The 21,454-nt window shown below is 70.0% G+C and carries 18 protein-coding genes; 8 read left to right on the forward strand and 10 right to left on the reverse strand.

Annotation, left to right across the window (positions count from 1 at the left end; translation table 11 throughout):
- Positions 1-2: 2 nt before the first annotated feature.
- From RSP_RS14820 to RSP_RS14840, 5 genes are read right to left on the reverse strand one after another with little or no spacing between them, the layout of a single operon-like run.
- Complete coding sequence (locus RSP_RS14820) at positions 3-698, reverse strand: ABC transporter ATP-binding protein (RefSeq protein WP_011338846.1); 696 nt, start codon at positions 696-698, stop codon at positions 3-5.
- Position 699: 1 nt separating this feature from the next.
- The gene (locus RSP_RS14825) at positions 700-1,401 is read right to left on the reverse strand and encodes an ABC transporter ATP-binding protein (protein WP_011338847.1); all 702 of its coding nucleotides are present in this window, start codon (positions 1,399-1,401) and stop codon (positions 700-702) included.
- A complete protein-coding gene (locus RSP_RS14830) occupies positions 1,398-2,330 on the reverse strand; it encodes a branched-chain amino acid ABC transporter permease (RefSeq protein WP_011338848.1) in 933 nt (310 codons plus the stop codon). Before RSP_RS14830 ends, RSP_RS14825 begins: the two co-directional genes overlap by 4 nt.
- On the reverse strand, positions 2,327-3,205 hold the full coding sequence (locus RSP_RS14835) for a branched-chain amino acid ABC transporter permease (protein ID WP_011338849.1): 879 nt from the start codon (positions 3,203-3,205) through the stop codon (positions 2,327-2,329). Before RSP_RS14835 ends, RSP_RS14830 begins: the two co-directional genes overlap by 4 nt.
- 2 nt (positions 3,206-3,207) lie before the next feature.
- Positions 3,208-4,488, reverse strand: coding sequence for an ABC transporter substrate-binding protein (locus RSP_RS14840; protein ID WP_011338850.1), 1,281 nt, complete (start codon positions 4,486-4,488; stop codon positions 3,208-3,210).
- 246 nt (positions 4,489-4,734) lie between these two features.
- On the opposite strand from RSP_RS14840, the gene RSP_RS14845 reads away from it, so the two are divergent.
- Complete coding sequence (locus RSP_RS14845) at positions 4,735-5,259, forward strand: DUF2478 domain-containing protein (protein ID WP_011338851.1); 525 nt, start codon at positions 4,735-4,737, stop codon at positions 5,257-5,259.
- Here the strand turns inward: RSP_RS14845 and amaB are convergent.
- The 4 genes from amaB to RSP_RS14865 form a co-directional block, all read right to left on the reverse strand.
- On the reverse strand, positions 5,243-6,727 hold the full coding sequence (amaB, locus tag RSP_RS14850) for an L-piperidine-6-carboxylate dehydrogenase (protein WP_011338852.1): 1,485 nt from the start codon (positions 6,725-6,727) through the stop codon (positions 5,243-5,245). The two genes, RSP_RS14845 and amaB, sit on opposite strands and share 17 nt — an antisense overlap.
- The gene (locus tag RSP_RS14855) at positions 6,724-7,758 is read right to left on the reverse strand and encodes an ACP S-malonyltransferase (protein ID WP_011338853.1); all 1,035 of its coding nucleotides are present in this window, start codon (positions 7,756-7,758) and stop codon (positions 6,724-6,726) included. Before RSP_RS14855 ends, amaB begins: the two co-directional genes overlap by 4 nt.
- The gene (locus tag RSP_RS14860) at positions 7,755-9,938 is read right to left on the reverse strand and encodes a thiamine pyrophosphate-dependent enzyme (protein ID WP_011338854.1); all 2,184 of its coding nucleotides are present in this window, start codon (positions 9,936-9,938) and stop codon (positions 7,755-7,757) included. The genes RSP_RS14855 and RSP_RS14860 overlap by 4 nt, the downstream gene beginning before the upstream one ends.
- A 75-nt stretch (positions 9,939-10,013) precedes the next feature.
- On the reverse strand, positions 10,014-11,225 hold the full coding sequence (locus RSP_RS14865) for an acyl-CoA dehydrogenase (protein WP_011338855.1): 1,212 nt from the start codon (positions 11,223-11,225) through the stop codon (positions 10,014-10,016).
- A gap of 79 nt (positions 11,226-11,304) precedes the next feature.
- Here RSP_RS14865 and RSP_RS14870 point away from each other — a divergent pair, with 79 nt between their 5' ends.
- The gene (locus RSP_RS14870; protein ID WP_011338856.1) at positions 11,305-12,219 is read left to right on the forward strand and encodes a LysR family transcriptional regulator; all 915 of its coding nucleotides are present in this window, start codon (positions 11,305-11,307) and stop codon (positions 12,217-12,219) included.
- On the opposite strand, the gene nagA is transcribed toward RSP_RS14870, so the two are convergent.
- Positions 12,191-13,324 (reverse strand): N-acetylglucosamine-6-phosphate deacetylase, encoded by a 1,134-nt coding sequence (gene nagA / locus RSP_RS14875; protein WP_011338857.1) that lies wholly within the window; start codon positions 13,322-13,324, stop codon positions 12,191-12,193. The genes RSP_RS14870 and nagA overlap by 29 nt on opposite strands.
- Positions 13,325-13,445: 121 nt before the next feature.
- Here nagA and RSP_RS14880 point away from each other — a divergent pair, with 121 nt between their 5' ends.
- The 6 genes from RSP_RS14880 to RSP_RS14905 all read left to right on the forward strand — a co-directional run bounded on the left by RSP_RS14880 (position 13,446) and on the right by RSP_RS14905 (position 21,445).
- The gene (locus tag RSP_RS14880; protein ID WP_011338858.1) at positions 13,446-15,380 is read left to right on the forward strand and encodes a hypothetical protein; all 1,935 of its coding nucleotides are present in this window, start codon (positions 13,446-13,448) and stop codon (positions 15,378-15,380) included.
- A 27-nt stretch (positions 15,381-15,407) separates the two neighbouring features.
- Complete coding sequence (locus RSP_RS14885) at positions 15,408-16,346, forward strand: phosphatase PAP2 family protein (protein ID WP_011338859.1); 939 nt, start codon at positions 15,408-15,410, stop codon at positions 16,344-16,346.
- A gap of 1 nt (position 16,347) precedes the next feature.
- The gene (locus tag RSP_RS14890; protein WP_011338860.1) at positions 16,348-18,018 is read left to right on the forward strand and encodes a S8 family serine peptidase; all 1,671 of its coding nucleotides are present in this window, start codon (positions 16,348-16,350) and stop codon (positions 18,016-18,018) included.
- A gap of 130 nt (positions 18,019-18,148) precedes the next feature.
- Positions 18,149-19,042, forward strand: a complete 894-nt coding sequence (locus tag RSP_RS14895; protein ID WP_011338861.1) for a hypothetical protein — start codon at positions 18,149-18,151, stop codon at positions 19,040-19,042.
- Positions 19,043-19,116: 74 nt separating this feature from the next.
- Positions 19,117-19,953, forward strand: coding sequence for a flagellar motor protein MotB (locus tag RSP_RS14900; RefSeq protein ID WP_009563338.1), 837 nt, complete (start codon positions 19,117-19,119; stop codon positions 19,951-19,953).
- A 94-nt stretch (positions 19,954-20,047) separates the two neighbouring features.
- On the forward strand, positions 20,048-21,445 hold the full coding sequence (locus tag RSP_RS14905) for a flagellar hook protein FlgE (RefSeq protein WP_002721867.1): 1,398 nt from the start codon (positions 20,048-20,050) through the stop codon (positions 21,443-21,445).
- Positions 21,446-21,454: the final 9 nt, after the last annotated feature.

A 21,454-nucleotide genomic window follows, 5' to 3' on the forward strand; every position in this document is an offset into this window, starting at 1 on the left:
CGTCAGACGCCGACGTAGCGGGCGAACTGCTGTGCGGCGGGGGAGAGATCGGCCGCGGGCAGGGTTTCGGCCACGCGGCCCGTCTCGACGAAGGCCACCCGGTCGGCCAGATCCAGCACCGCCTCGATCCGCTGCTCGACCAGCACCACCGCGACGCCCATCCCGCGCAGCCGGCGCACCGTGTCCCGGATGAGCGCGATCATCGAAGGCTGCAAACCCTCGGTCGGCTCATCGAGCAGCAGAAGCTTCGGCTCGAGGCAGAGGGCGCGGCCGATGGCCAGCATCTGCTGCTCGCCGCCCGAGAGGGTCGAGGCGGCCTGATCCAGCCGCTCGCGCAGACGCGGGAACAGCTCGAGCACCCGCTCGCGCGTGCGGCTGCCCCGGCCGCGCGTCATCAGCCCGATCTCGAGATTCTCGGCGACCGTGAGCGGCCCGAAGAGGCGCCGGCCCTGCGGCACATAGCCGATCCCGAGTTGCGGGATCCGGTGGGGGGCGAGCCCCTCCAGCGCCGCGCCGTCGAGCAGGATCCGTCCCGATGTCACGGCGACCTGTCCCATGATCGCGCGCAGCATGGTGGTCTTGCCCGCGCCATTGCGGCCCATGACGCAGGTGACCTCGCCCGCGCGCGCCCCGAAGGAGAGGCCGCGCAGCACCTGCACCCGTCCGTAGCCCGCATCGACGTGCTCGAGGGTCAGCATCTCAGCCTCCGAGATAGGCGGCCTGCACCGCGCGGTCGGCCTGGATCTCGGCGGGCGTGCCCCGCGCCAGCACCCGGCCGGCGTTCAGCACCGTGATGCGTTGGGCGAGATCCATCACCACCTCCATGTTGTGCTCGATCAGAAGCACCGTCACCTCGGGCACAAGGCTGCGCACCAGCGTCATGAAGCTCTCGATCTCGCCCGAAGCGAGGCCCTGCGTCGGCTCGTCGAGGATCAGCAGCCGCGGCGCAAGGGCAAGCCCCATGGCGATCTCGAGCAGCCTCTGGTGGCCGTAGGAGAGCGTGCCCGCAAGCTGCCCCGCCTCGCCCGAAAGCCCCACGCGGGCGAGGGCGGCCTCCGTCGCGGCGGCCAGATCCCGCGCGCCGGTGCGCTGCACGGCCAGCGCCACATTGTCGAAGGTCGTGAGCCTCGGGAAGACCGAGGTGATCTGGAAGGCATAGGCGATGCCGCAGCCCACCCGGGCATGGGCCGGCAGGCGGGTGATGTCGCGCCCGTCGAAGCGGATCGTGCCCGCCTGCGCCGGGATGCGCCCCGACAGAAGCCCCACGAGCGTGGACTTGCCCGCGCCGTTCGGCCCGATCAGCGCATGGATCTCTCCCGCGGCGAGGTCGAAATCCACCCCGTCGATCGCGCGGAGGCCGCCGAAGTGGCGCACGAGACCGCGGGCTTCCAGAAGGCTCATGGCAGGCTCCGGAGGCCGCAGTCGCGCAGAAGACCCAGGAGCCCGCGCGGCGCGAAGAGGACGAGGAGGATCAGCACCGCCCCCACCACGAACTGCGACGCCGTGGTGACGGAAGAGGCCCAGTCGATCAGGTAGAACAGGAGCGCGGTGCCCAGAAGCGGACCCAGCACGGTGCCCGCGCCGCCAAGCAGCACCCAGATCAGCGGCAGGATCGAATACTGGATCGCGGCGAAGGAGCCGCCGACATAGCCGAACATGAGCCCGTAGGTCGCCCCCGCCGCGCCCGACAGCAGGCCCGACAGCGCGAGCGCCAGCAGCTTCGCGCGGAACGTGTCGTAGCCCAGCATGCGTGTGCGCTCCTCGTTCTCACGCACCGCGATCAGCACGCGGCCGGTGCGCGAGCGGACGAGGGCGAGGCAGCCCAGCATGGCCGCGGCAAAGAGCAGGAAGGCCGCACCGTAGCGCGTGGTCGGATCGGCGAGATCGAACGGTCCGATCCGCCGGGCCGCACCCGAGAGGGTGAAGCCCTCGTCGCCGCCGGTGAAGCGCCCCCAGTAGAGGATGGCCAGATGGAAGGCCTGCGCGAACATCAGCGTCACGATCATGAAGGCCGGGCCCGCCGTCCGCAGCGCGAGGAGCCCCACGCCGGCCGCCAGCACGCCCCCCGCGACGGGCCCCGCCAGGAGCGCAGCCCAGGGCTGCCAGCCGCCCTGATCGATCAGAAGCCCGGTCGCATACATGCCGCCCGCGAAGAAGAGCGCATGGCCGAGCGACAGAAGCCCGGTGTAGCCGAAGGCGATGTTGAACCCGATCGCATAGGTGGCAAGCACGAGGATGCGGGCCGCGTTCGTGTGATGATAGGCAGGCAGCACGAACTGCAGCGCGGCGATCCCCGCCAGCACGGCCAGATGAAGGGCGAGCATCCTCATGCGCGGGCTCCGAACAGCCCCTGCGGGCGGAAGACCAGCACCAGCGCCACGAGGAGAGTGGCCAGGATCTTGGCCAGCGTCGGCTCGAAGAAGGTCGAGATCACGCCGTCCGACACGCCGATCAGCAGGGCCGCCACCAGCGTGCCGCGGAGCGACCCCAAGCCTCCGATCACCACGACGATGAAGGACAGCAGGAGCGGATCGCCCCCCATCAGGTAATGGGCCTGCTGGATCGGCACGATCAGCACGGCGGCGATGGCCGCCAGCGCCGCGCCGAGCGCGAAGGTTGCAGCATAGACCCGGTCCACATCGATGCCGAAGGCGCTGGCGGTCTCGCGGTCGATCTGCGTGGCGCGCATCACGAGGCCGATCCGGCTCCGCGCGAGGAGCAGCCACAGGCCGGCCAGCACCGCGCCCGCCGCGCCGATCACGAAGAGCTTGTAGCCCGACCAGCCGAACCACGGCAGCTGCAGCCGCGCCTCGAACGGCGGCGGCACCGGCCTCGCTTCGGGGCCGTAGAGCGTGAGGGCAGCCTGCTGCAGGATGTAGAGAAGCCCGATCGTCGCGATGATCGTGGCCTCGGGCTCGTAGGCGAGCCGCTTCAGCACCAGCCGGTCGGCCAGGGCCGCAAGCCCCGCCACCAGCAGCGGGCAGGCCACCAGCGCCACGGCGAAGGCCAGTGCGGGCGGGCCCGGCACCCACTGGCTCACGAACCATGCGGTGACCGCGCCCAGCATGAAGAACTCGCCATGGGCCACGTTCACCACCCGCAGCACGCCGAAGACGAGGCTCAGCCCCGAAGCCGTCAGCGCGAGCACCGCCGCGCCGACCAGCCCCTCCATCACGGCGAGAAGCAGGAAGGGTCCGAACTCCATCCTCAGAAGGAGGTCGCGAGATAGTCCACGTCGCTCGGATAGATCCCGTCCTCGAGCGAGGTCTCGTGGACCTTCACGAGCTTGCCGCCCTCGAGCCTGCTGATGAACTGATGGCCGAAGACCTGATGGAGCTTCGGATTGAAGACCTTGGCACCCTGCGGCCGCTCGCGTCCCGCGGGCATCTCGGTGAAGGCCTCGACCGCCTCGACGAAGGCCTGCCGGTCCTGCGGTCCGCGCCAGTTGCAGGCCTCCATGCCCTGCTTGATGGTAAAGAGAGTCTCCCAGACCGAGAACATGTGCCCGTAGCAGGACACGTTCTGCGGATCCTCGACCGCGGCGCCCGTGTCGTCCACCCCCACCGCGGCCCGGTAGAAGGTCTCGGCCTCCGAGGCATCGGGCTGGAGCATCCGGCACTGGCCCTCCCAGAAATGCGAGCCCTCGAGGAACTGGAGGCCGGGGTTGGCGATGTCCACCGCCTCGAGCGAGTCGATGAAGCCGAAGATCTGGGGCCGGTCGCCCGAGCCGTAGAACTCGCCCAGCTCCTTGACGAAGGTGAGGACGGCCGGGCCCACCATGACGTGATAGAGCACCTCGGTGTCGCGCGGGATGCGCGGGAAGTAGCGGGTGAAGCTGGTCTCGGTCGGCGGAATGGCGATCTGCGCCACGACCTCGCCCCCCTGCGCTTTCACCGCTTCGGTGAAGAAGTCGCGGTGGTCGTGGCCGAAGGCATAGTCCGGGAAGATCATCGTGACCTTCTTGCCGAGGTTCTGCGTGACCCAGGGCGCCATCGCCGTGACCTGCGCGCGCACGTCGGTGATGCCCGGTTGCAGCGTCCAGCGGTTCAGCTTGCCCGAGGCGACGTGATAGCCTTCCGAGCAGACCAGATAGGGGATCTTCAGTTCGGCCGCCCGGGGGGCTGCGGCGATCACCACATGGCTGAAGAGCGGCCCGAAGATCATGTCCACCTTGGCCTGCGAGGCCAGCTTCTCGACCACCTCGGCACCGCGGCGCGGGTCGGTCGCATCGTCCTCGAACAGGATCTCGACCGGACGCCCGGCGATGCCGCCCGCCTCGTTCACCACCTTCAGCGCGGCGAGCGCCGTCCGCTCGTACCACCGCCCGTAGGCCGCGCCGATCCCGGTGCGATGGAGCTGGAACCCCAGCCGGATCGGCTCGGAGCTCTGCGCCTGCACGAAGCGGGGCAGGGTCGCGGCCGTCAGGGCGGCAGCCCCTCCGGCAAGCAGCGAACGGCGGGTGGGATGCAGGATCGTCTCGCGGTTCATGGCAGTCTCCACGGCGGGCAAGGGCCCTGAGGTTGAGTCGCCGCAACGCAAAACATTGGAAGCCCGGTTTTTCAAGCAATAATGTTGCGCTGGACGCCGGATGTTGCCCTTCCCGGCCGCCTTCGGCGGCAGCGTGGCTTCTGCGGCACGAAGCGGAGGCAGATGGCGCCACATTGGCCCATGGACGGCGCACCGGTTTCGGTGTCATCTCGAGCCGCCCGCGCACCGCCGGGGCAGGGAGAGGTGATGGAGCAGGATGATCCCTCGGGCGAATGGCCCCTGATCGCGGCCCTGCCGGTCCGGCAGGACGTGCCGGTCGATGCGCTTCTGGCCGATGTGGCGGCGCAGCTTGCCGCCGAAGGTCTGCGCACGGCGGGCTTCCTGCAGCGCGACGGTGTCCGGCTCGAGGATCTGACCTCGGGCGCGCTCTATCCGATCACGCAGGATCTGGGCCCCGGGTCGAGCGGCTGCAGGCTCGATCCCGCAGGGTTGGCCCTCGCCGCCGCCGCCGGTCTCGCGGCGCTGGAGCGGGGGGCCGATCTTCTGGTGATCCCCCGCTTCGGCAAGGCCGAGATCGAGGGCGAGGGGATGCGCGGCGTGATCGGCCGGGCCTGCGAGCTGGGCGTGCCGACCCTCGTCGGCGTCCGCCAGAGCGCCGAGCCCGCGTGGGAGACCTTCGCGGGCGGGTTGGCGGAGTGGATCGCGCCCGAGCGGCAGGCGGTGGCGGGCTGGTGCCGCACCGCCTGCGCGCCGGTCAGATGTCGAACCTGACCCCCTGCGCCAGCGGCAGCGCCGCCGACCAGTTGATCGTGTTCGTCTGCCGCCGCATGTAGCCCCGCCAGGCGTCCGAGCCGCTTTCGCGGCCGCCGCCGGTGTCCTTCTCGCCGCCGAAGGCCCCGCCGATCTCGGCGCCCGAGGGGCCGATGTTCACATTGGCGATCCCGCAGTCCGAGCCCGCCGCCGAGACGAAGGCCTCGGCCTCGCGCAGGTTCAGCGTGAAGATGCAGGAGGACAGGCCCTGTGGCACCGCATTCTGCAGCGCGATGGCCTCGTCCAGCGTCTCGTAGCCCATGACATAGAGGATCGGCGCGAAGGTCTCTTCGCAGACGACGCCGGTCTGGGCCGGCATCTCGACCAGCGCGGGCTGGATGTAGGCGCCGCCCGGCACGCCCTCGACCGGCTTGCCGCCATGGACGGTGCCGCCCTTGGCCCGCGCCCGGTCGAGCGCCGCCACCATCCGGTCGCGCGAGGCCGCGTCGATCAGCGGACCGACGAGGGTTCCGTCCGCGCGCGGATCGCCGATCTTCAGCGACGCGTAGGCCTTGACCAGCCGCCCCACCAGTTCCTCGCGCACCGAATGATGCACGATCAGCCGCCGGAGCGAGGTGCAGCGCTGGCCAGCGGTGCCCACGGCCGAGAAGACGATGGCGCGCACCGCCATGTCGAGATCGGCCGAGGGCGCCACGATCATCGCATTGTTGCCGCCGAGCTCGAGGATCGGGCGGCCGAAGCGGGCCGCTACCTTGGGCCCGACGATCCGCCCCATCCGGGTGGAACCCGTGGCCGAGACGATCGGCACCTCGGGCGAGAGCACCAGCGCCTCGCCGATCTCGGGCCCGCCCATCACCAGTTGCGCAAGCCCCTCGGGCGCGTCGCCGAAGCGGGCGAGCGCCCGGCCGAAGATCGCCATCGAGGCGAGCGCGGTGAGCGGCGTCTTCTCGGAGGGCTTCCAGATCACCGGATTGCCGCAGACGAGCGCCAGCGCCGCGTTCCACGACCAGACCGCCACCGGGAAGTTGAAGGCCGAGATGACCGCGCAAGGCCCCATCGGGTGCCAGGTCTCCATCATCCGGTGGCCCGGCCGCTCGGAGGCGATGGTCAGGCCGTAGAGCTGCCGCGACAGGCCCACCGCGAAATCGCAGATGTCGATCATCTCCTGCACTTCGCCCAGACCCTCGGAGGTGATCTTGCCCGCCTCGAGCGTCACGAGGGCGCCGAGCTCGGCCTTGGCCGCGCGCAGTTCCTCGCCGAAGAGCCGGACGAGTTCGCCCCGCCGGGGGGCGGGCACCTCGCGCCAGTGGCGGAAGGCCTCCTGCGCGCGGGCGATGAGGCCGGGCATGGCGGCGGGGTCTGTGGGGCGGACGCGGCCGATCTCGGCCCCGTCGATGGGCGAGAGGACGGACAGGCTGCCGCCGGTGGCTGCGTCCGCGATGCCGAGGGCGTGGAATAGGTCTGTCATCTGGGTCCTCCTGTGACGTGCCCGCGCTGGTCCTCTCGCCCCAGTGCGATCAGCAGGGGGCTCTCGGCCTGACGGGTCTGGAAATCCTTGCGGTCCTTCATCCCGCGCCAGCCGGCGAGGATCAAGCTCTGCGCCACGGCCCCGCCCAGCGTGGTGCCGGGGCCGAGTACGACGAAGGCGTCGGGCGCGAATTCCCGCGCGGCGACCGCGATGGCGCGGGTGAAATCGTAGGGCTCCGTGACCTGATGGCCGAGCGTATAGGCCCGGAGCGCCGCCGCGTCGGTGGCTTTCGGCCACCAGACGGCGCCGCGCCCGTCGATGAGCGGCAGCCGCGGCTGACCGAACAGCGCCTCGGGCAGCGCCGCCTGTCCGCGCGCGGCGACCGGCGCCTGAAGGGCGGTGTGGAAGGCCGCGTGATTGGCAAGGCGCATCGGGAAGCGGCCCTGTTCGGGCGGCACTTCGGCCTCGAAATCGGCCAGACCTTCGGCATTGCCCGCCAGCACGAGCATCCCGCCGAGCGCGATGGAGAGGCCGAGGATGCGCCCCGGGCGGGCGTCGATCCCGGCCACCTGATCCAGCAGTTGCGCGCGGCGGGCAAGGTCGGGCCGCCAGTCCTCGCCCATGACCGGATGGACGATCTGGCCGCCGATCAGCGCCTCCTGCATCAGCGTGCCCATCGTGTTGACGACCCGGAAGCCGTCTTCGGCCGAAAGGGCGCCGCCGCAGGCCAGCGCCGTATACCAGCCCATCGAATTGCCGGTGACGGCCACCACCTCGACGCCCGTGAGCGACAGGAAATCGGCGTAGCCCGCGGCATAGATCAGCGCCGAGGCATTGTCGCCCCGCGTGTGGCGCGCCACGGAATAGCTCGCTTCGCCGTCGAGATCGGCCAGCGTCTCCTGCCCCGCCACCCGGCGCTGGGCATCGAACCGGGCGAACAGCGCGGCCTTGTCGGGATGGAGCCGGCCGAGAGAGCCCAGTTCTGCCTTGGTGTAGGTGCCGCGGCCGGGACAGACGACGACGACCCTCATGCCCGCACCAGCGCAAGCGCCGCCTCGGCGATGCCGGCGGCCGAGGGCAGGGTGGCGGCATAGGCGGGGCCGGTGGCGATGAAACTGTCCTCGGCGGTGATGCGGGCGATGCGGGTGCGGCCTGCCTCGGCCAGGGCCGTCATCAGCGCCTCGGCCGGGCCGCCGGCCGAGCGGCGGCATTCATCCACCACGAGGACGGCGCGGCAGTCCTGCGTGGCCCTGAGCATCGCCTCGAGCGGCAGGGGCGCGAGCCAGCGCAGATCGAGGATCCGCGCGGCCACGCCATTTTCACGAAGCGTGAAATTCGCCTGTTGCGACAGATAGATGCCGTTGCCGAACGTCACGATGGCAAGATCCCGGCCCTCGCCGTGGCAGCCGATCTCGCCGAAGCGGAGCCGCTCGGACGGGTCGGGATAGGTGCGCATCCAGCCCCCGTCCTTCTCTTCCGCAAGGTCGCGCATCGGATAGAGCGCGATGGGCTCGAGGAAGACCACCAGCCGCTGCTCTTCGCGCGCGAGCCGCACGCATTCGCGCAGCATCATCGCGGCCTCGGCCCCGTCCGAGGGGCAGGCGAGGATCAGCCCGGGGATATCGCGCAGGACGGCGATGGAATTGTCGTTGTGGAAATGGCCGCCGAAGCCCTTCTGATAGCCGAGCCCCGCGATCCGGAGCACCATCGGGTTGGTATATTGTCCGTTCGAGAAGAAGGGCAGGGTGGCCGCCTCGCCGCGGATCTGGTCCTCGGCATTGTGGAGATAGGCGAGGAACTGGATCTCGGGGATGGGCAGGAAGCCGTTGTGGGCCATGCCGATCCCGAGGCCGAGGATCGACTGTTCGTCGAGGAGCGTGTCGATCACCCGGTCGGGGCCGAAGCGGGTCTGGAGCTTCTGGGTCACGCCATAGACCCCGCCTTTGCGGCCCACATCCTCGCCCATCAGCACGATCTCGGGGTGGGCGAGCATGAGGTCGGTGAGCGCCCAGTTGATGAGGCGGCTCATCGGCTGCGGCTCGGCCATCGCCTTGAGGTCGGAGCCGAAGGCCGCGGCGCGGGAATCGGCCGAGGGGCCGTTGGTGGGGGCGCAGGGCCGGGCCGGGGGGATCAGGCTCGCCATCACGTCGGAGGCCGTCTTCAGTCTCGGCCGGGTGACCGCCTCGGCCGCGACCCGGTCGACGCGCTCCTGCGTCTCGAGGTAGATCGCGAGCGCGTCGTCGGGGTCGAGCGCGCCTGCGGCCTCCATCAGCCGGACGCTGTGCAGGAGCGGATCGTTGGCCTCCTCGGTCTCGACCTCCTCGCGGCTCATGTAGGTGGTGGGCAGGTCCGCCCCGGCATGGCCGTAGAGGCGGACGGTTCCCAGATGCAGGAAGGCGGGTTTGCGGCGGTTGCGGACATAGGCCGCGGCTTCGGCCGCCACGGCGTAAGTCTCTGACATGTCGAGCCCGTTGGCGCGGAAGTAGCGCAGGCCGGGGCGGGCGCGGAAGCTTGCCTCGATCCAGCCGCGCGGGGTTCTGGTCGAGATGCCGATGCCATTGTCCTCGCAGACGAAGAGGAGCGGCAGCGGCACCGACTGGAAGGCGGTCCAGCCCGCGGTGTTGAAGGCGCCCTGCGCGGTGGAATGGTTGGCCGAGGCGTCGCCGAAACTGGCCATCACCAGCGCATCCTCGGGCAGGGCGCGGTGCTCGGGCGGGCGGCGCCGCGCGAGCCCCAGCGAATAGGCCGCCCCCACCGCCTTCGGCAGGTGGCTCGCGATGGTCGAGGTCTGGGGCGGGATGGCCAGCGCCTTCGAGCCCAGCACCTTGTGGCGCCCGCCGGAGATCGGATCCTCGGCGGAGGAGGCGAAGGAGAGAAGCATGTCCCAGGCGATGCTCTGGCCGAGCTGGGCCGCGCGCGCGATCTGGAAGGCCGCGTCGCGGTAATGGAGGAAGGCCATGTCGCTGGGGCGCAGCGCATGGGCCACGGCGGCCATCCCCTCGTGCCCCGAGGAGCCGATCGTGTAGAAGCCCTGCCCCGCCTTCTGCATGGCTCGGCTGGTCCGGTCGAGCGCGCGCGACAGGCACTGGTTGCGGAAGAGCGCCACCATCTCGTGCGGGGCGAGGCCGGGGGTGGGCGGGGCGCCCTGCGGCAGGTCGCGGGCCTTCACGCGGGAGAGGAAATTCTCATGGACGATGAGCGAGCGGGGCATGGGGCCTTTCCGTCCGGCGGAAGCTCCGGGGAACGGTCGGAGCCTCCGGCGGGGATATTTTCGCCAGAATGAATGTCAGAAGAAGGCCTGCAGCCCGGTGATCGCGCGGCCGAGGATGAGGGCATGAACGTCGTGGGTGCCCTCGTAGGTGTTCACCGTCTCGAGGTTCGCCATGTGGCGCATGACATGGAACTCTTCCTGGATCCCGTTGCCGCCGTGCATGTCGCGGGCGTGGCGCGCGGCCTCGAGCGCCTTGCCGCAGTTGCTGCGCTTGACGATCGAGATCATCTCGGGCGCGGCATTGGCCTCGTCGAGGAGGCGGCCGACGCGGAGGCTCGCCTGTGCGCCGAGCGCGATGTCGGTCATCATGTTGGCGAGCTTGAGCTGGTAGAGCTGGGTCTGGGCCAGCGGGCGGCCGAACTGCCTGCGGTCGAGCCCGTACTGGCGCGCGGCATGGAGGCAGGCCTCGGCCGCGCCGAGCACGCCCCAGCTGATGCCGTAGCGGGCGCGGTTGAGGCAGCCGAACGGGCCCTTGAGCCCTTCGACGCCGGGCAGGAGCGCCTCCTCGCCGACCTCGACCCCCTCCATCACGATCTCGCCGGTGATCGAGGCGCGCAGGGAGAGCTTGCCGCCGATCTTCGGGGCCGAGAGGCCCTTCATCCCCTTTTCCAGCACGAAGCCGCGGATCTTGCCGCCGTGGGCCTCGGACTTCGCCCAGACGACGAAGACATCCGCGATGGGCGCGTTCGAGATCCACATCTTCGAGCCGGAAAGGACGTAGCCCTGCGCGGTCTTGCGGGCCACGGTCTTCATGCCCGCGGTGTCGGAGCCCGCGTCGGGTTCCGTCAGGCCGAAACAGCCGATGAGCTCGCCCTTTGCCAGGCCCGGCAGGTAGCGGCGGCGCTGATCCTCCGAGCCGTAGGCGTAGATCGGATACATCACCAGCGAGGACTGCACCGACATCATCGAGCGGTAGCCCGAATCCACCCGCTCGATCTCGCGCGCGATGAGGCCGTAGGAGACGTAGGAGGCGCCGAGCCCGCCATATTCCTCGGGGACGGTCGCGCCGAGGAGGCCCATCTCGCCCATCTCGCGGAAGATGGCCGGATCGGTCTGTTCCTCGCGGTAGGCGGCGGTCACCCGCGGCATCAGCCGCTCCTGCGCATAGGCGCGGGCGCCGTCGCGCAGCATCCGCTCCTCCTCGGAGAGCTGAAGCTCCATCCGGAAGGGATCCTCCCAGTCGAAGCGGCCGAGATCGGGGGCATCCTTGGCCTTCAGGTCCTTCATGGCGTCCTCCGGAGATATGCGGTTGCGGGCAGATACCGCTTCATGCCGGCCAAGGATAACGCTAATTTCGCCGGAGTTCATGCAGGGAGTGCATCAGGTGGCATTCGCGCGGCGCTATCTGCCCCCGGTGGGGCAGCTTGCGGCCTTCGAGGCGGTGACGCGGACGGGCTCGACGGCGGCGGCCGCACGCGAGCTCGATCTGACGCAGGGCACGGTGAGCCGGCTGGTGCAGGGGCTCGAGGAGCAGCTGGGCGTGGTGCTGTTTCAGCGGCAGCGGAAGCGGCTGAGGCCCACGCAGGCGGCGCTGGCCTATGCGGCCGAGGTGCGGCGGGCGCTCGACATTCTCGGGCGCGCCTCGCTGCGGCTCGCGTCCGACCCGGAGGGCGGGGTGCTGTCGCTGGCGATCCTGCCGACCTTCGGCACGCACTGGCTGGCGCCGCGGCTGCCGGGCTTTCTCAAGGCCCATCCGGGGGTGACGATCAATCTCGCGACGCGGCTGAAGCCCTTCGAGTTCGAGGGCGAGGAGTTCGACGCGGCGATCCATTTCGGCAGCCCCAGCTGGCCGCGGGCCGGGCATCTGCGGCTGTTCGGCGAGGGGGTGGTGGCGGTGGCGTCGCCGGAGTTTCTTGCCGCGCATCCGGTGGCGGGGGCTGCGGACCTGCTGGCGCTGCCGCTCCTCACGCTCGAGACGCGGCCGCGGGGCTGGGCGGGGTGGTTCGCCCATCACGGGGTGGCGGCGGCGGTGCCGCGGGGCATGGTGTTCGACCAGTTTGCCACCATGATGCAGGCGGCGATCCACGGGATCGGCGTGGCGCTGCTGCCCGAGTTCCTCGCCGGGCCCGCGCTGGCCGAGGGGACGCTGGTGCCGGCCCATGGCGGCCCGGTCGAGGGGCGGCACGCCTATTGGCTGGTCTGGCCCGAGGACCGCGGCGACCACCCACCGCTCGCGGCCTTCCGCGACTGGCTCAGGGCCGAGACGGAAGGTCTTGCCTGACGCCCGCGCGCCAGAGGGCAGCGGGATGGAGGTCGGGGGTCAGGAGGACGAGATCGGCGGGAACGCCGGGCGCGAGGCGGCCCAGATCGGGGCGGCCGATGGCGCGCGCCGGGGCCGAGGTCGCCATGGCCAGCGCGCGCTCGGGCGGGATGCCGAAGCGCACGAGGGTGCGGATGGCCTGCGGCAGGGTCAGATCGGCGCCGGCGAGCGTGCCCGAGGCCAGCGTGAGGCGCCCCCCACGGCGCAGGATGCGCCGGCCGTTCAGCTCGAACCCGTCGAGGTCGGTGCCCGCCACCGCCATGCAGTCCGAAACGAGGAAGAGACCCTCGGGCTTGGCCGCGAGCGCGATGCGGATCAGCTCGGGGGCGACATGGTGACCGTCGGCGATGAGGCCGGTCGGCACCGCAGAGGTCAGCGCCGCACCCGGCAGGCCGGGCTCGCGGTGGCCGAGCGGGCTCATCGCGTTGAAGAGATGCGTGACGCAGGCGGCCCCGGCAGCGAAGGCCCTGCGGGCCTCGTCCATCGTGCAGTCGGTATGGCCGAGGCTCACGACGATCCCGGCGGCGGCGAGGGCCGCGATCTGTTCCGGGCGGGCCGCGGCTGGCGAGAGGGTCAGCATGAGCCCCGGCAGGCTCCGGGCGGCCTCGAGATAGAGCGCGAGGTCCGCCTCCTCCAGCGGGCGGACGAGCTTCCCGTCGTGCGCGCCCTTCTTCGCAGGGTCGATATGAGGCCCTTCGAGATGCAGGCCGAGAAGGCCCGGCGTGCCCGCGGCCTCCAGCGCGGCGGCAATCACGCTTGCCACGGCGGCGGGCCTGTCGGTGACGAGCGTCGGCAGCACATGGAGGACCCCGAGCCCCTCCTGACTGGCGCAGATCCGGGCGAAGGTTGCGGCGGTGGCGGTGCCGTCGAGCATGACGCCGCCGCTGCCGTTCACCTGAAGGTCGATCAGGCCGGGGGCGAGGATGCCCTCCACCTGCTCCACCCGTTGTCCGGGCGCCTCTCCGGGAGGCAGGATCGCCGCCACCCGTCCGTCGCAGAGGAGGAGGTCGCCCTCCCGGAAGTCGGCCCCGTCGAAGAGGGTGGCGCCGCGAAGAACGAGAGACATCGGATCTCCTTTTGCGGGAGCGGAAAAATGCACGGAAGCGCCCGGTCTTTGACGCTCGTTTGACGCACCGATCACGCAGGGGGGCTAAGGGTCGGGCGGGAAGTCGTCAAGGAGGGTCGCGATGTTGTGCGGGACAGCATCCGCGGTCGGCGCCGCAAGGGTGCAGCCGTTCATCATCGTAAATGCTTTACCCGGCGTCGCGGCTCGGTCACTGTGGCGTGAGCGGGCGGTTGCCGGGGCAGCGTCCGAGGAACCAGCGGCTGGCCGAATGACGGGAGCGTCTCCTGACCTGCGGATGTATCTGTTCGGGCCCTTCACCCTGCTGGGACCCGACGGAGAGGAACTGACTCCGAAATCCCGCAAATCGCGCGCCATCCTCGCCATGCTGGCGGTGGCGCCTCGGGGCTCGCGCTCGCGCGTCTGGCTGCGCGACAAGCTCTGGAGCGACCGGGGCGAGGATCAGGCCTCGGCGAGCCTCCGGCAGGCGCTTCTGGATATCCGCAAGTCGCTGGGGCCCCGCGCCGCGCATGTGCTGACGGCGGACAAGAACACGGTCTCGCTGGATCTGGCGGCGGTGGCGGTGGATGCGCTGGAACTCGCCGCTCGCGAGCGGCGGGGCGAGGACGGCAGCACGGAGCATTTCCTCGAAGGGATCGACGTGCGGGATCCCGAATTCGAGGACTGGCTGGCGCTGGAGCGCCAGAGTTGGTTCGCGCGCCTCGAAGAGGCCGGCTTCGAGGCCGATCTCGCGCCGCGCCCGGCGCCCTCGGAGGCGCGGCGCGAGGCGTCGCAGGCGGTGCCGCGCACCTCGCCGCCGGCTGCGCCGCAGCCGCCGCAATCGCTGCTGCGGCAGGAGGACGAGGGCGGCTGGCGCGTGGCTATGATGCCGCCCGTCATCCTCGGCGGCGATCCGGCGGCGGCGGTGCTGCAGGCCGATGTGCAGCGCGCGCTGCGCCGCGCGCTCGTCGAGACGGGCGATCTGCGGCTGGTCGACATGGCGCCCGTGGCGCTGGGTGATCTGGGGGCCGGCCTTGCGGGGGGCGGGCTGCTCGCGCGTCTGCCCGAACAGGTGCATCTGAGCGTGCAGGTCCGGGTTCTGGCGGATCACAGCTACCTCCGCGTCGGGATCGTGCTGCAGAACCCGGCCGACAATGCGCTGGTCTGGTCCGACGAGGTGATCGTGCCGCGGCGCGAGTCGATCGGCGAGGCGAGCTTTGCCATGCCGCTGATCGTGCGCGCGACCGAAGAGGCGACGCTGCATTTCCTGCGCCGCCACGGCACCGAGGGGGCCGAGGCCGAGGGGCGGATCGCGGCCGCCGTGGCCTCGATGTTCCGGCTGGCGCGGGGCGATCTCGACCGGTCCGAGGAGATCCTGCGCCGGCATCTCGACCGGACCCCGACCGCGCAGGGCTATGCCTGGCTGGCCTTCCTCAACACCTTCCGTGTGGGCCAGCGCTTCAATCCCGCCGACGCGCCGCTGATCGAGGAGACGCAGCATCTCGCACGCCGCGCGCTGGGGCTCGAGCCCAACAATGCGCTGGTCTCGGCGCTGGTGGGCCACATCCACTCCTACCTCTTCGGCGAGTTCGACTATGCCGCGGCGCTCTTCGAGCAGTCCCTGCGGGTCAATCCGGCGCAGACGCTGGCCTGGGATCTCTATGCCATGCTCCATGCCTATGCCGGCCAGCCGAAGCGGGCGCTCGCCATGGCGCGCTGGGCGCGTCATCTGGGCGCCTTCAGCCCGCATCGCTACTATTTCGAGACCACCCGCGCGATCACCGGAAACTTCTCGGGCGATCATCAGACGGCGATCGACGCCGGACAGTCGGCGCTGGCCGAGCGGCCGGACTTCAACTCGCTGCTGCGGGTGCTGGTCTCGTCGAACGCCCATCTCGACCGGCCCGAGGAAGCGCGGCTGTTCCTCGAGCGGCTGTTGCAGGTCGAGCCGAACTTCTCGGTCGCCTCGCTGCGGGACGCGGGCTATCCGGGCCTCGATACCGAGGGCGGGCGGCATTTTCTGGATGGTCTCGTGAAGGCGGGCGTGCGCAAGCACTGACCCGGCCGATGTTCCTGGAGGATGAGGATGTGTGAACCCCAACCGGTGGGCGTGGCGGCGTTTCTGAACCGCTATCCGTTCGAGGTGAATGCCGAGCGCGTGCTGCCCGCAGGCGGCGGCGCGGGCCAGTCGGTCGCGAGCGACGGCTCGGCCGAGGGCAACACGGCGGCCGGGGTCGCGGCCCTGTCGGCCCTCAACAAGTCGGTGCAGAACAAGTCGTCTCTCAACAAGAACAAGAACAAGAACAAGAATAAAAACAAGAACAAGAACAAGGTGGCAGGTGCCGGCGGCGGCGCGGCGGCCCTGTCCAGCCTGATGCCGGCGCTGGAGTTGCGGCGCCTGCATCAGTTGCCGCAGGCCGATCCGTTCACCGTCGCCTCCCGCTTCGTCTGGGAGTGCCTCGACATCTGCCTGCCACCGGGGCCTGATTTCACCCGTCTCGAGACCGCGGTGATGCTGGCCATGCAGGCCCGCGATGCCGAGCGGATGCGGCGGCTTCCCGACATCCAGGCCCAGGCTGCCTTCTCGGTCGACGAGTTCCTGCGCCCGCTCGGGATCGAGGGGCTCGCCGGGTACGAGGCGACCGAGGGGCTGTTCCTGAACATCCTGCAGGCCACGGAATATGTGGGGCTGCTCTACAAGGCACGGATCGACCGCGACCGGCCGAACGTCGTCGAGCCGCGGCTGCGTCCGCTGCTCGCGGTGCCCGCCCACCAGAGCTATCCCTCGAACCATTCGTTCCAGGGCCATTCCATCGTCTTCGCCTTCAACGCGATCCTGCCCGAGCATCCCGCGACCGAGGAGTTGCAGCGCATCGCGCAGAACGTGGCGGAGAACCGGGAATGGGCGGGGCTGCATTTCCCTTCGGACACGCTGGCCGGAAAGGAGCTCGCGCGGCGGTTTGCGCCCTACCTGCGCGATGCGTTCGGCGCGGCCTTCCTTGCGGCGCAGGCGGAGTGGCACTGACATGGACACGCAGACGATGACTCACGCGGCTCCGGCGCGGGCGGTGGCCCCCCGCTACTACTGGCTCTGGCATCTGGCGGCGCTGAAGGTGCTGGATGCGGATTTCGGCGCGGCGCCGGAGCCGGTGCCGCCCCTGTCGCAGAGCGCCCTGCGCGAGGTGCCCGTGCCGCAGATCAGAAGCACGGTCTGGGACCGCATCCCCGGCGGCACCGCCACCGTGGCGCTCATCGATACGGGCGTGAGCCGCACCCACCCGAACCTCGCGAGCCGGGTGGATGCAGAGCGGTCGATCGATCTGACCACGCACCGCTACGGGGCGCAATCCGTGCCGGTGGCCGATGCGACCCCCTGGACCCGCGAGGGACGGCGCGCCTTCTTCGCCAACCTCGACCTCGAGGGGCTTCAGCCGCTTCAGCTCTCCTCGCACGAGCAGGACTTTCTCGAGGCGATGGTCGAGGATTTGCGCCAGTCGCAGGGCGTGACGCGGCCGCTGAGCGATGGAGACGAGAGCTTTTCTGCCCACGGCACCGCCTGCGCGGGTTTGATCGTGGGCGAGCCTGCGGCCGTGGCGCCGGGCACCGGCGCGCTTCTGCCTCCCGCCGAGGCCTTCCCGGACGGCGAGCCCAATCCGAACGGCAATCTCCTGCCCTATTTCGGGGTCGATCCCTTCTCGCGCCTGCTCTCGATCCGCACCTCGTTCGAGAGCGATCCCTATCAGTTCATCACGGCTTTCCTCTATGCCTGGCAGCACAAGGTGGATGCAATCGTGCTGCCGCGCGGCCTGCCCGATCCGGTGCGCGCGCCGCTCCAGCCGAAGGAGGATCTGAAGGCCGATCTCGAAACCTGGAAGAGCCGCGATGCGGCGGATCTCTTCCAGCGGCTGCAGATGCTCGGCAACGGGTCGGGGGATCCGGATGCGGCGCAGGCGGGATTCCAGCCCGACCGGCCCTGGAAGATCCTCTCGCACCTGATCCAGGCGATCTCGCGCCACATCCCCATCGTCTGCGCCGCCGGAAACGACGGCGAGAGCCAGCTCATCTACCCGGCCAGCCTCGCCGACGACTCGAACGGCATCGTCTCGGTCGGGGCGGTCACGGCAGAAGGGCTGCGCGCCGGCTATTCGAACTACGGCGAGGGTCTGACGCTGGTGGCGCCCTCGGACGATTACCCGGTCTACAACCGTCACCAGATGCGGCTGAACAGGTTCGATCCGCTGATCGGGCTGCACGATTATGCGGTGGGCGCGGGGCGCGAGCATGTCTACTGCCCGCTCGAACTGGTCACGACCGATCTGCCCGGCGTCTTCGGCTATGACAGCGGGGCGCAGCCCTGGGCTCAGGTCATGCCCGCGCAGGGCAACCCCGGTCTCGGCGGCGGCTACTACACCGGCTTCGGCGGCACGTCGGGTGCCTCGGCGCTGGTGGGCGGGCTTCTGGCGCTGGCCCAGCGGGCGCGCCGGGCCGCCGGTAAGGCGCCGCTCGGCGGGCACGCGCTGAAGCGTCTGCTCCGGCGGGCCTCCTCCACCGCCGCGGTCGTCGCGCCGGGCTACCGGCCGCTGACGCCCGATACGATGAACGCGGACGACGAGACCCTCCTCGGGCCGGCGGCCTTCTTCGGAGCAGGTCTGCCCGACGCACGGCTGCTGGTCGAGGAGGCCGTGGCCCATCCGTGAGAAGGATTGCTGCCGGAGCCCGAGGTCGCATCCGCGGCGCATCTTGAGATTTGACGGATGTTTGACGGGTCCGTTACGGTGGAGTCACACCGTTGGAGGCAAGCTGACCGGAGAAAACAGGGAGCAAGCCATGTCTGCCACAGTGGCATCGTCACATGAGGTGCGTGTAACCCTCGTCTCCGCACCAGCGCGCCCCGGCCTCGCCGCGGGCGTGATATCGGATCACCTCGGCCTCGACCGGCCGCAGGTCACCCGGCTCCTGACCCGCGAGGGCGGGGTGCTGGCCGAGGCGGTGGCGCGGCCGGTGGCCGAGCGTCTGGTGCCGCTCCTTCTGGCGCTGGGCGTGACGGTCAGGCTCGATCCCTCGGGCAGCGCCGAGGCGGCCCTGCCGGTTGACGTGGCGGTTCAGCCGGTGCGGATGCCCTCCGAGGGAACGGTGGCGCGGCTCGCGGCACAACTCTTCTACGACGGGGATGCTCTGCGCACGGCGCTCGCCCGGCCGCAGGGCCTTGTGCTCCGGATGGGGCGCCGCGAGGCCGAGACGCTGAGGCGGAGCTTCCGGCGCGACGGCAGTGTGCGGATCGCGCTGTCGAACGTGGCTGGCGCGCGGTTCGACCTGTTTCTCAAGCCCGGATGCAGGATGAGCGCGGGGCTCGAGACGCTCCTGCGCAGGCTCGGGCTCAGGCCGTGTCTGTTCAGCGGTGCGGTGGGCGCGGGCCTGAGCGCCCGAACCGCGGCTCTGGTGGTGCGCCAGCACGGCGGTCTGGTCGATGCCGTCAATCGGGATTTCCAGCGCTTCGACCTGTTTCTGGCAGGCGGACGCGAACTCTCGCGCCCGGACCTCGCCGATTTCCTCGCCACCCGGGCCCGGGTCGAGCGGACGCGCCTGCTCTCGCCCGCCGAGGCCCGCAGCATCCGGCTCGAGGCGGGGCTGAGCCGCGCGGCGGCGCGCCGCTTCCATGAGGATTACGCCGCCATCGGCCTCGACACCCGGATCGAACTGGTCGCGCTCGCGGAGGGCTGAAGTCCGGGAATTAAGGCTCCCTTCACCCGCCGCCCTTAGGGTGGCTCCCGGGTGTGTATGAACGGGGTGCCGGGATGGCAGGGCAGTCAAATGCCGCGCCAGTCGTCATCAAGCGGAAGAAGGTCGTGCAGGGGGGCGGGCATCATGGCGGTGCCTGGAAGGTCGCCTATGCCGATTTCGTGACGGCCATGATGGCCTTCTTCATGCTGATGTGGCTGCTGAACGCGACGACGGAGAAACAGCGCAAGGGGCTCGCGGACTATTTCAATCCGACGATTCCGATGAACCGCGTGTCGGGCGGGGGCGAAGGGGCCTTCGGCGGCAACTCGGTCTTCCACGACCAGACCATGACCCAGACCGGCACCGGGGCGGCCAACGACCGCGCGACGGCCGAGCTGAAGGCAAGCGGCGAGATGGGTCAGGAGGGGGCGGACGCCGCCGAGCAGAAGCAGCTCGAGGAGGTCGAGAAAATGCTCAAGGCCCGTTCGGGCGAGAGCATGACCATGCAGCGGCTCCTCCGCCATGTTGTGACCCGGATCACCGACGAGGGGCTGGTCATCGAGATCTTCGATCTGCCGGACGTGCCCCTCTTCTTCGGCGACACCGACCAGCCCGAGGCCGTGCTGCCGCAGATCGCCCGCCTCCTGGCCGAGATCCTGCCGATCACCACCAACAGGATCGCCGTGAACGGCCATATGCGCAGCTACCCGATCACGTTGATCCGCAATCCGGTCTGGGACATCTCGGCCGCCCGGGCGCAACGGATGCGCGGCCTGCTCGAATCGGAGGGCCTGCCGGGCGAGCGGATGCAGCGCGTCTCGGGCTTCGCCGACCGCAAGATCGTCACGCCGGATCCGATGGCGGTGCGAAACAACAGACTCGAGGTAATTCTCCTGCGCCGCGACCGCTGAACGCTCAGGCGACACGGCGGCGTTAGGCGGGTGTTAAGCCGCCGCGCGCATTTTCGGGCGATCAAGGGCTCGAAGCAGCAGAAAGGCGCTTTCCATGACGATCTCTTCTTCGCTCAATGCGGGGGTGGCGGGACTCAATGCCAACGCCACCAAGCTCGCGACCATTGCCGACAATATCGCCAATTCCGGCACCTATGGGTACAAGCGCGCCGATGCCGATTTCGAGAGCATGGTCATCACGCAGTCGGCCAATGGCGGCTCCTACGCCGCGGGCGGGGTGCGGGCCAACACCATACGGCGGGTGGAGGAATGGGGCGCCCCCGTCTCGACCGCGAGCGCCCTGGATATCGCCATCTCCGGCCGCGGGATGCTGCCCGTGATCCGCGAAACCTCCCTCGGCGCCAGTTCGGGCAATGAGGCGCTGCTGATGACGCGGACCGGCTCCTTCGCCACCGATCCGAGCGGTGTGCTGAAGACGGACACCGGCCTCGTGCTCCTGGGCTGGCCTGCGACGGCCGACGGCACGATCCCCACCATGTCGCGCGATTCCATTGCCCAGCTCGAGCCGGTCGTGATCGCCGCGAACCAGACCGCGGCGGATCCCACCACGCGGATCAACCTCGGCGTCAACCTTCCGGCCGAAGAGACCAAGTACGGCGCGTCCGGTCGCGTTCTGACGGTCTCGGTGGAGTATTTCGGCAACCTCGGCACGTCGGAAACCCTGTCGGTCAGCTACCATCCGACGCTGCCGGCGGCCGCGGGAGACCCGCCGACGAACAACTGGACGATGGTCATCCGGGATTCCGCCAATGCCGACAAGGTCATCGGCATCTATACGATGCAATTCAGCGATGCCCGCAGCGGCGGCGGCACGATCCTTGACGATACCGCCATCACCCCGCTCAACACGGTGACGCTCGACGGCACCACCTACACGGTCGAGAATGCGGGCTCGACGCCCCCGGACAGCAGCCCGGCCTACGATCCGCTGACGGGCGGCATCGTTCTGGAAGTGGCGGGGAATGCGGACAATAAGATCGCGATGACCTTGGGCAAGCCCGGCAGCGCGAACGCCATGACGCAGGTTTCAGGCGATTTCGCCCAGACCGGGATCACCAAGGATGGCTCGCCGGTGGGCAACCTCACGGGGGTCGAGATCGACGACGGCGGCTTCATGCGCGCCACCTACGACACGGGGTTCACCCGCGTGATCTACCAGGTGCCGCTGGTCGACGTGCCGAACTACAACGGGCTCACCGCCCTGAACAACCAGACCTTCGCGATCTCGCCGGATTCAGGCAATTTCTACCTCTGGGACGCCGGCGATGGGCCCACGGGCGACGTTCTGGGCTATGCGCGCGAGGGATCCACCACTGATGTCGCGACCGAGCTCACCAACCTCATCCAGACCCAGCGCGCCTATTCCTCGAATGCCAAGATCATCCAGACGGTGGATGAGATGCTGCAGGAAACCACCAATCTCAAGCGCTGAGGGGGCTGA

This window comes from Cereibacter sphaeroides 2.4.1 (assembly GCF_000012905.2).
In the GTDB taxonomy this organism is placed as follows: Bacteria; Pseudomonadota; Alphaproteobacteria; order Rhodobacterales; family Rhodobacteraceae; genus Cereibacter_A; species Cereibacter_A sphaeroides.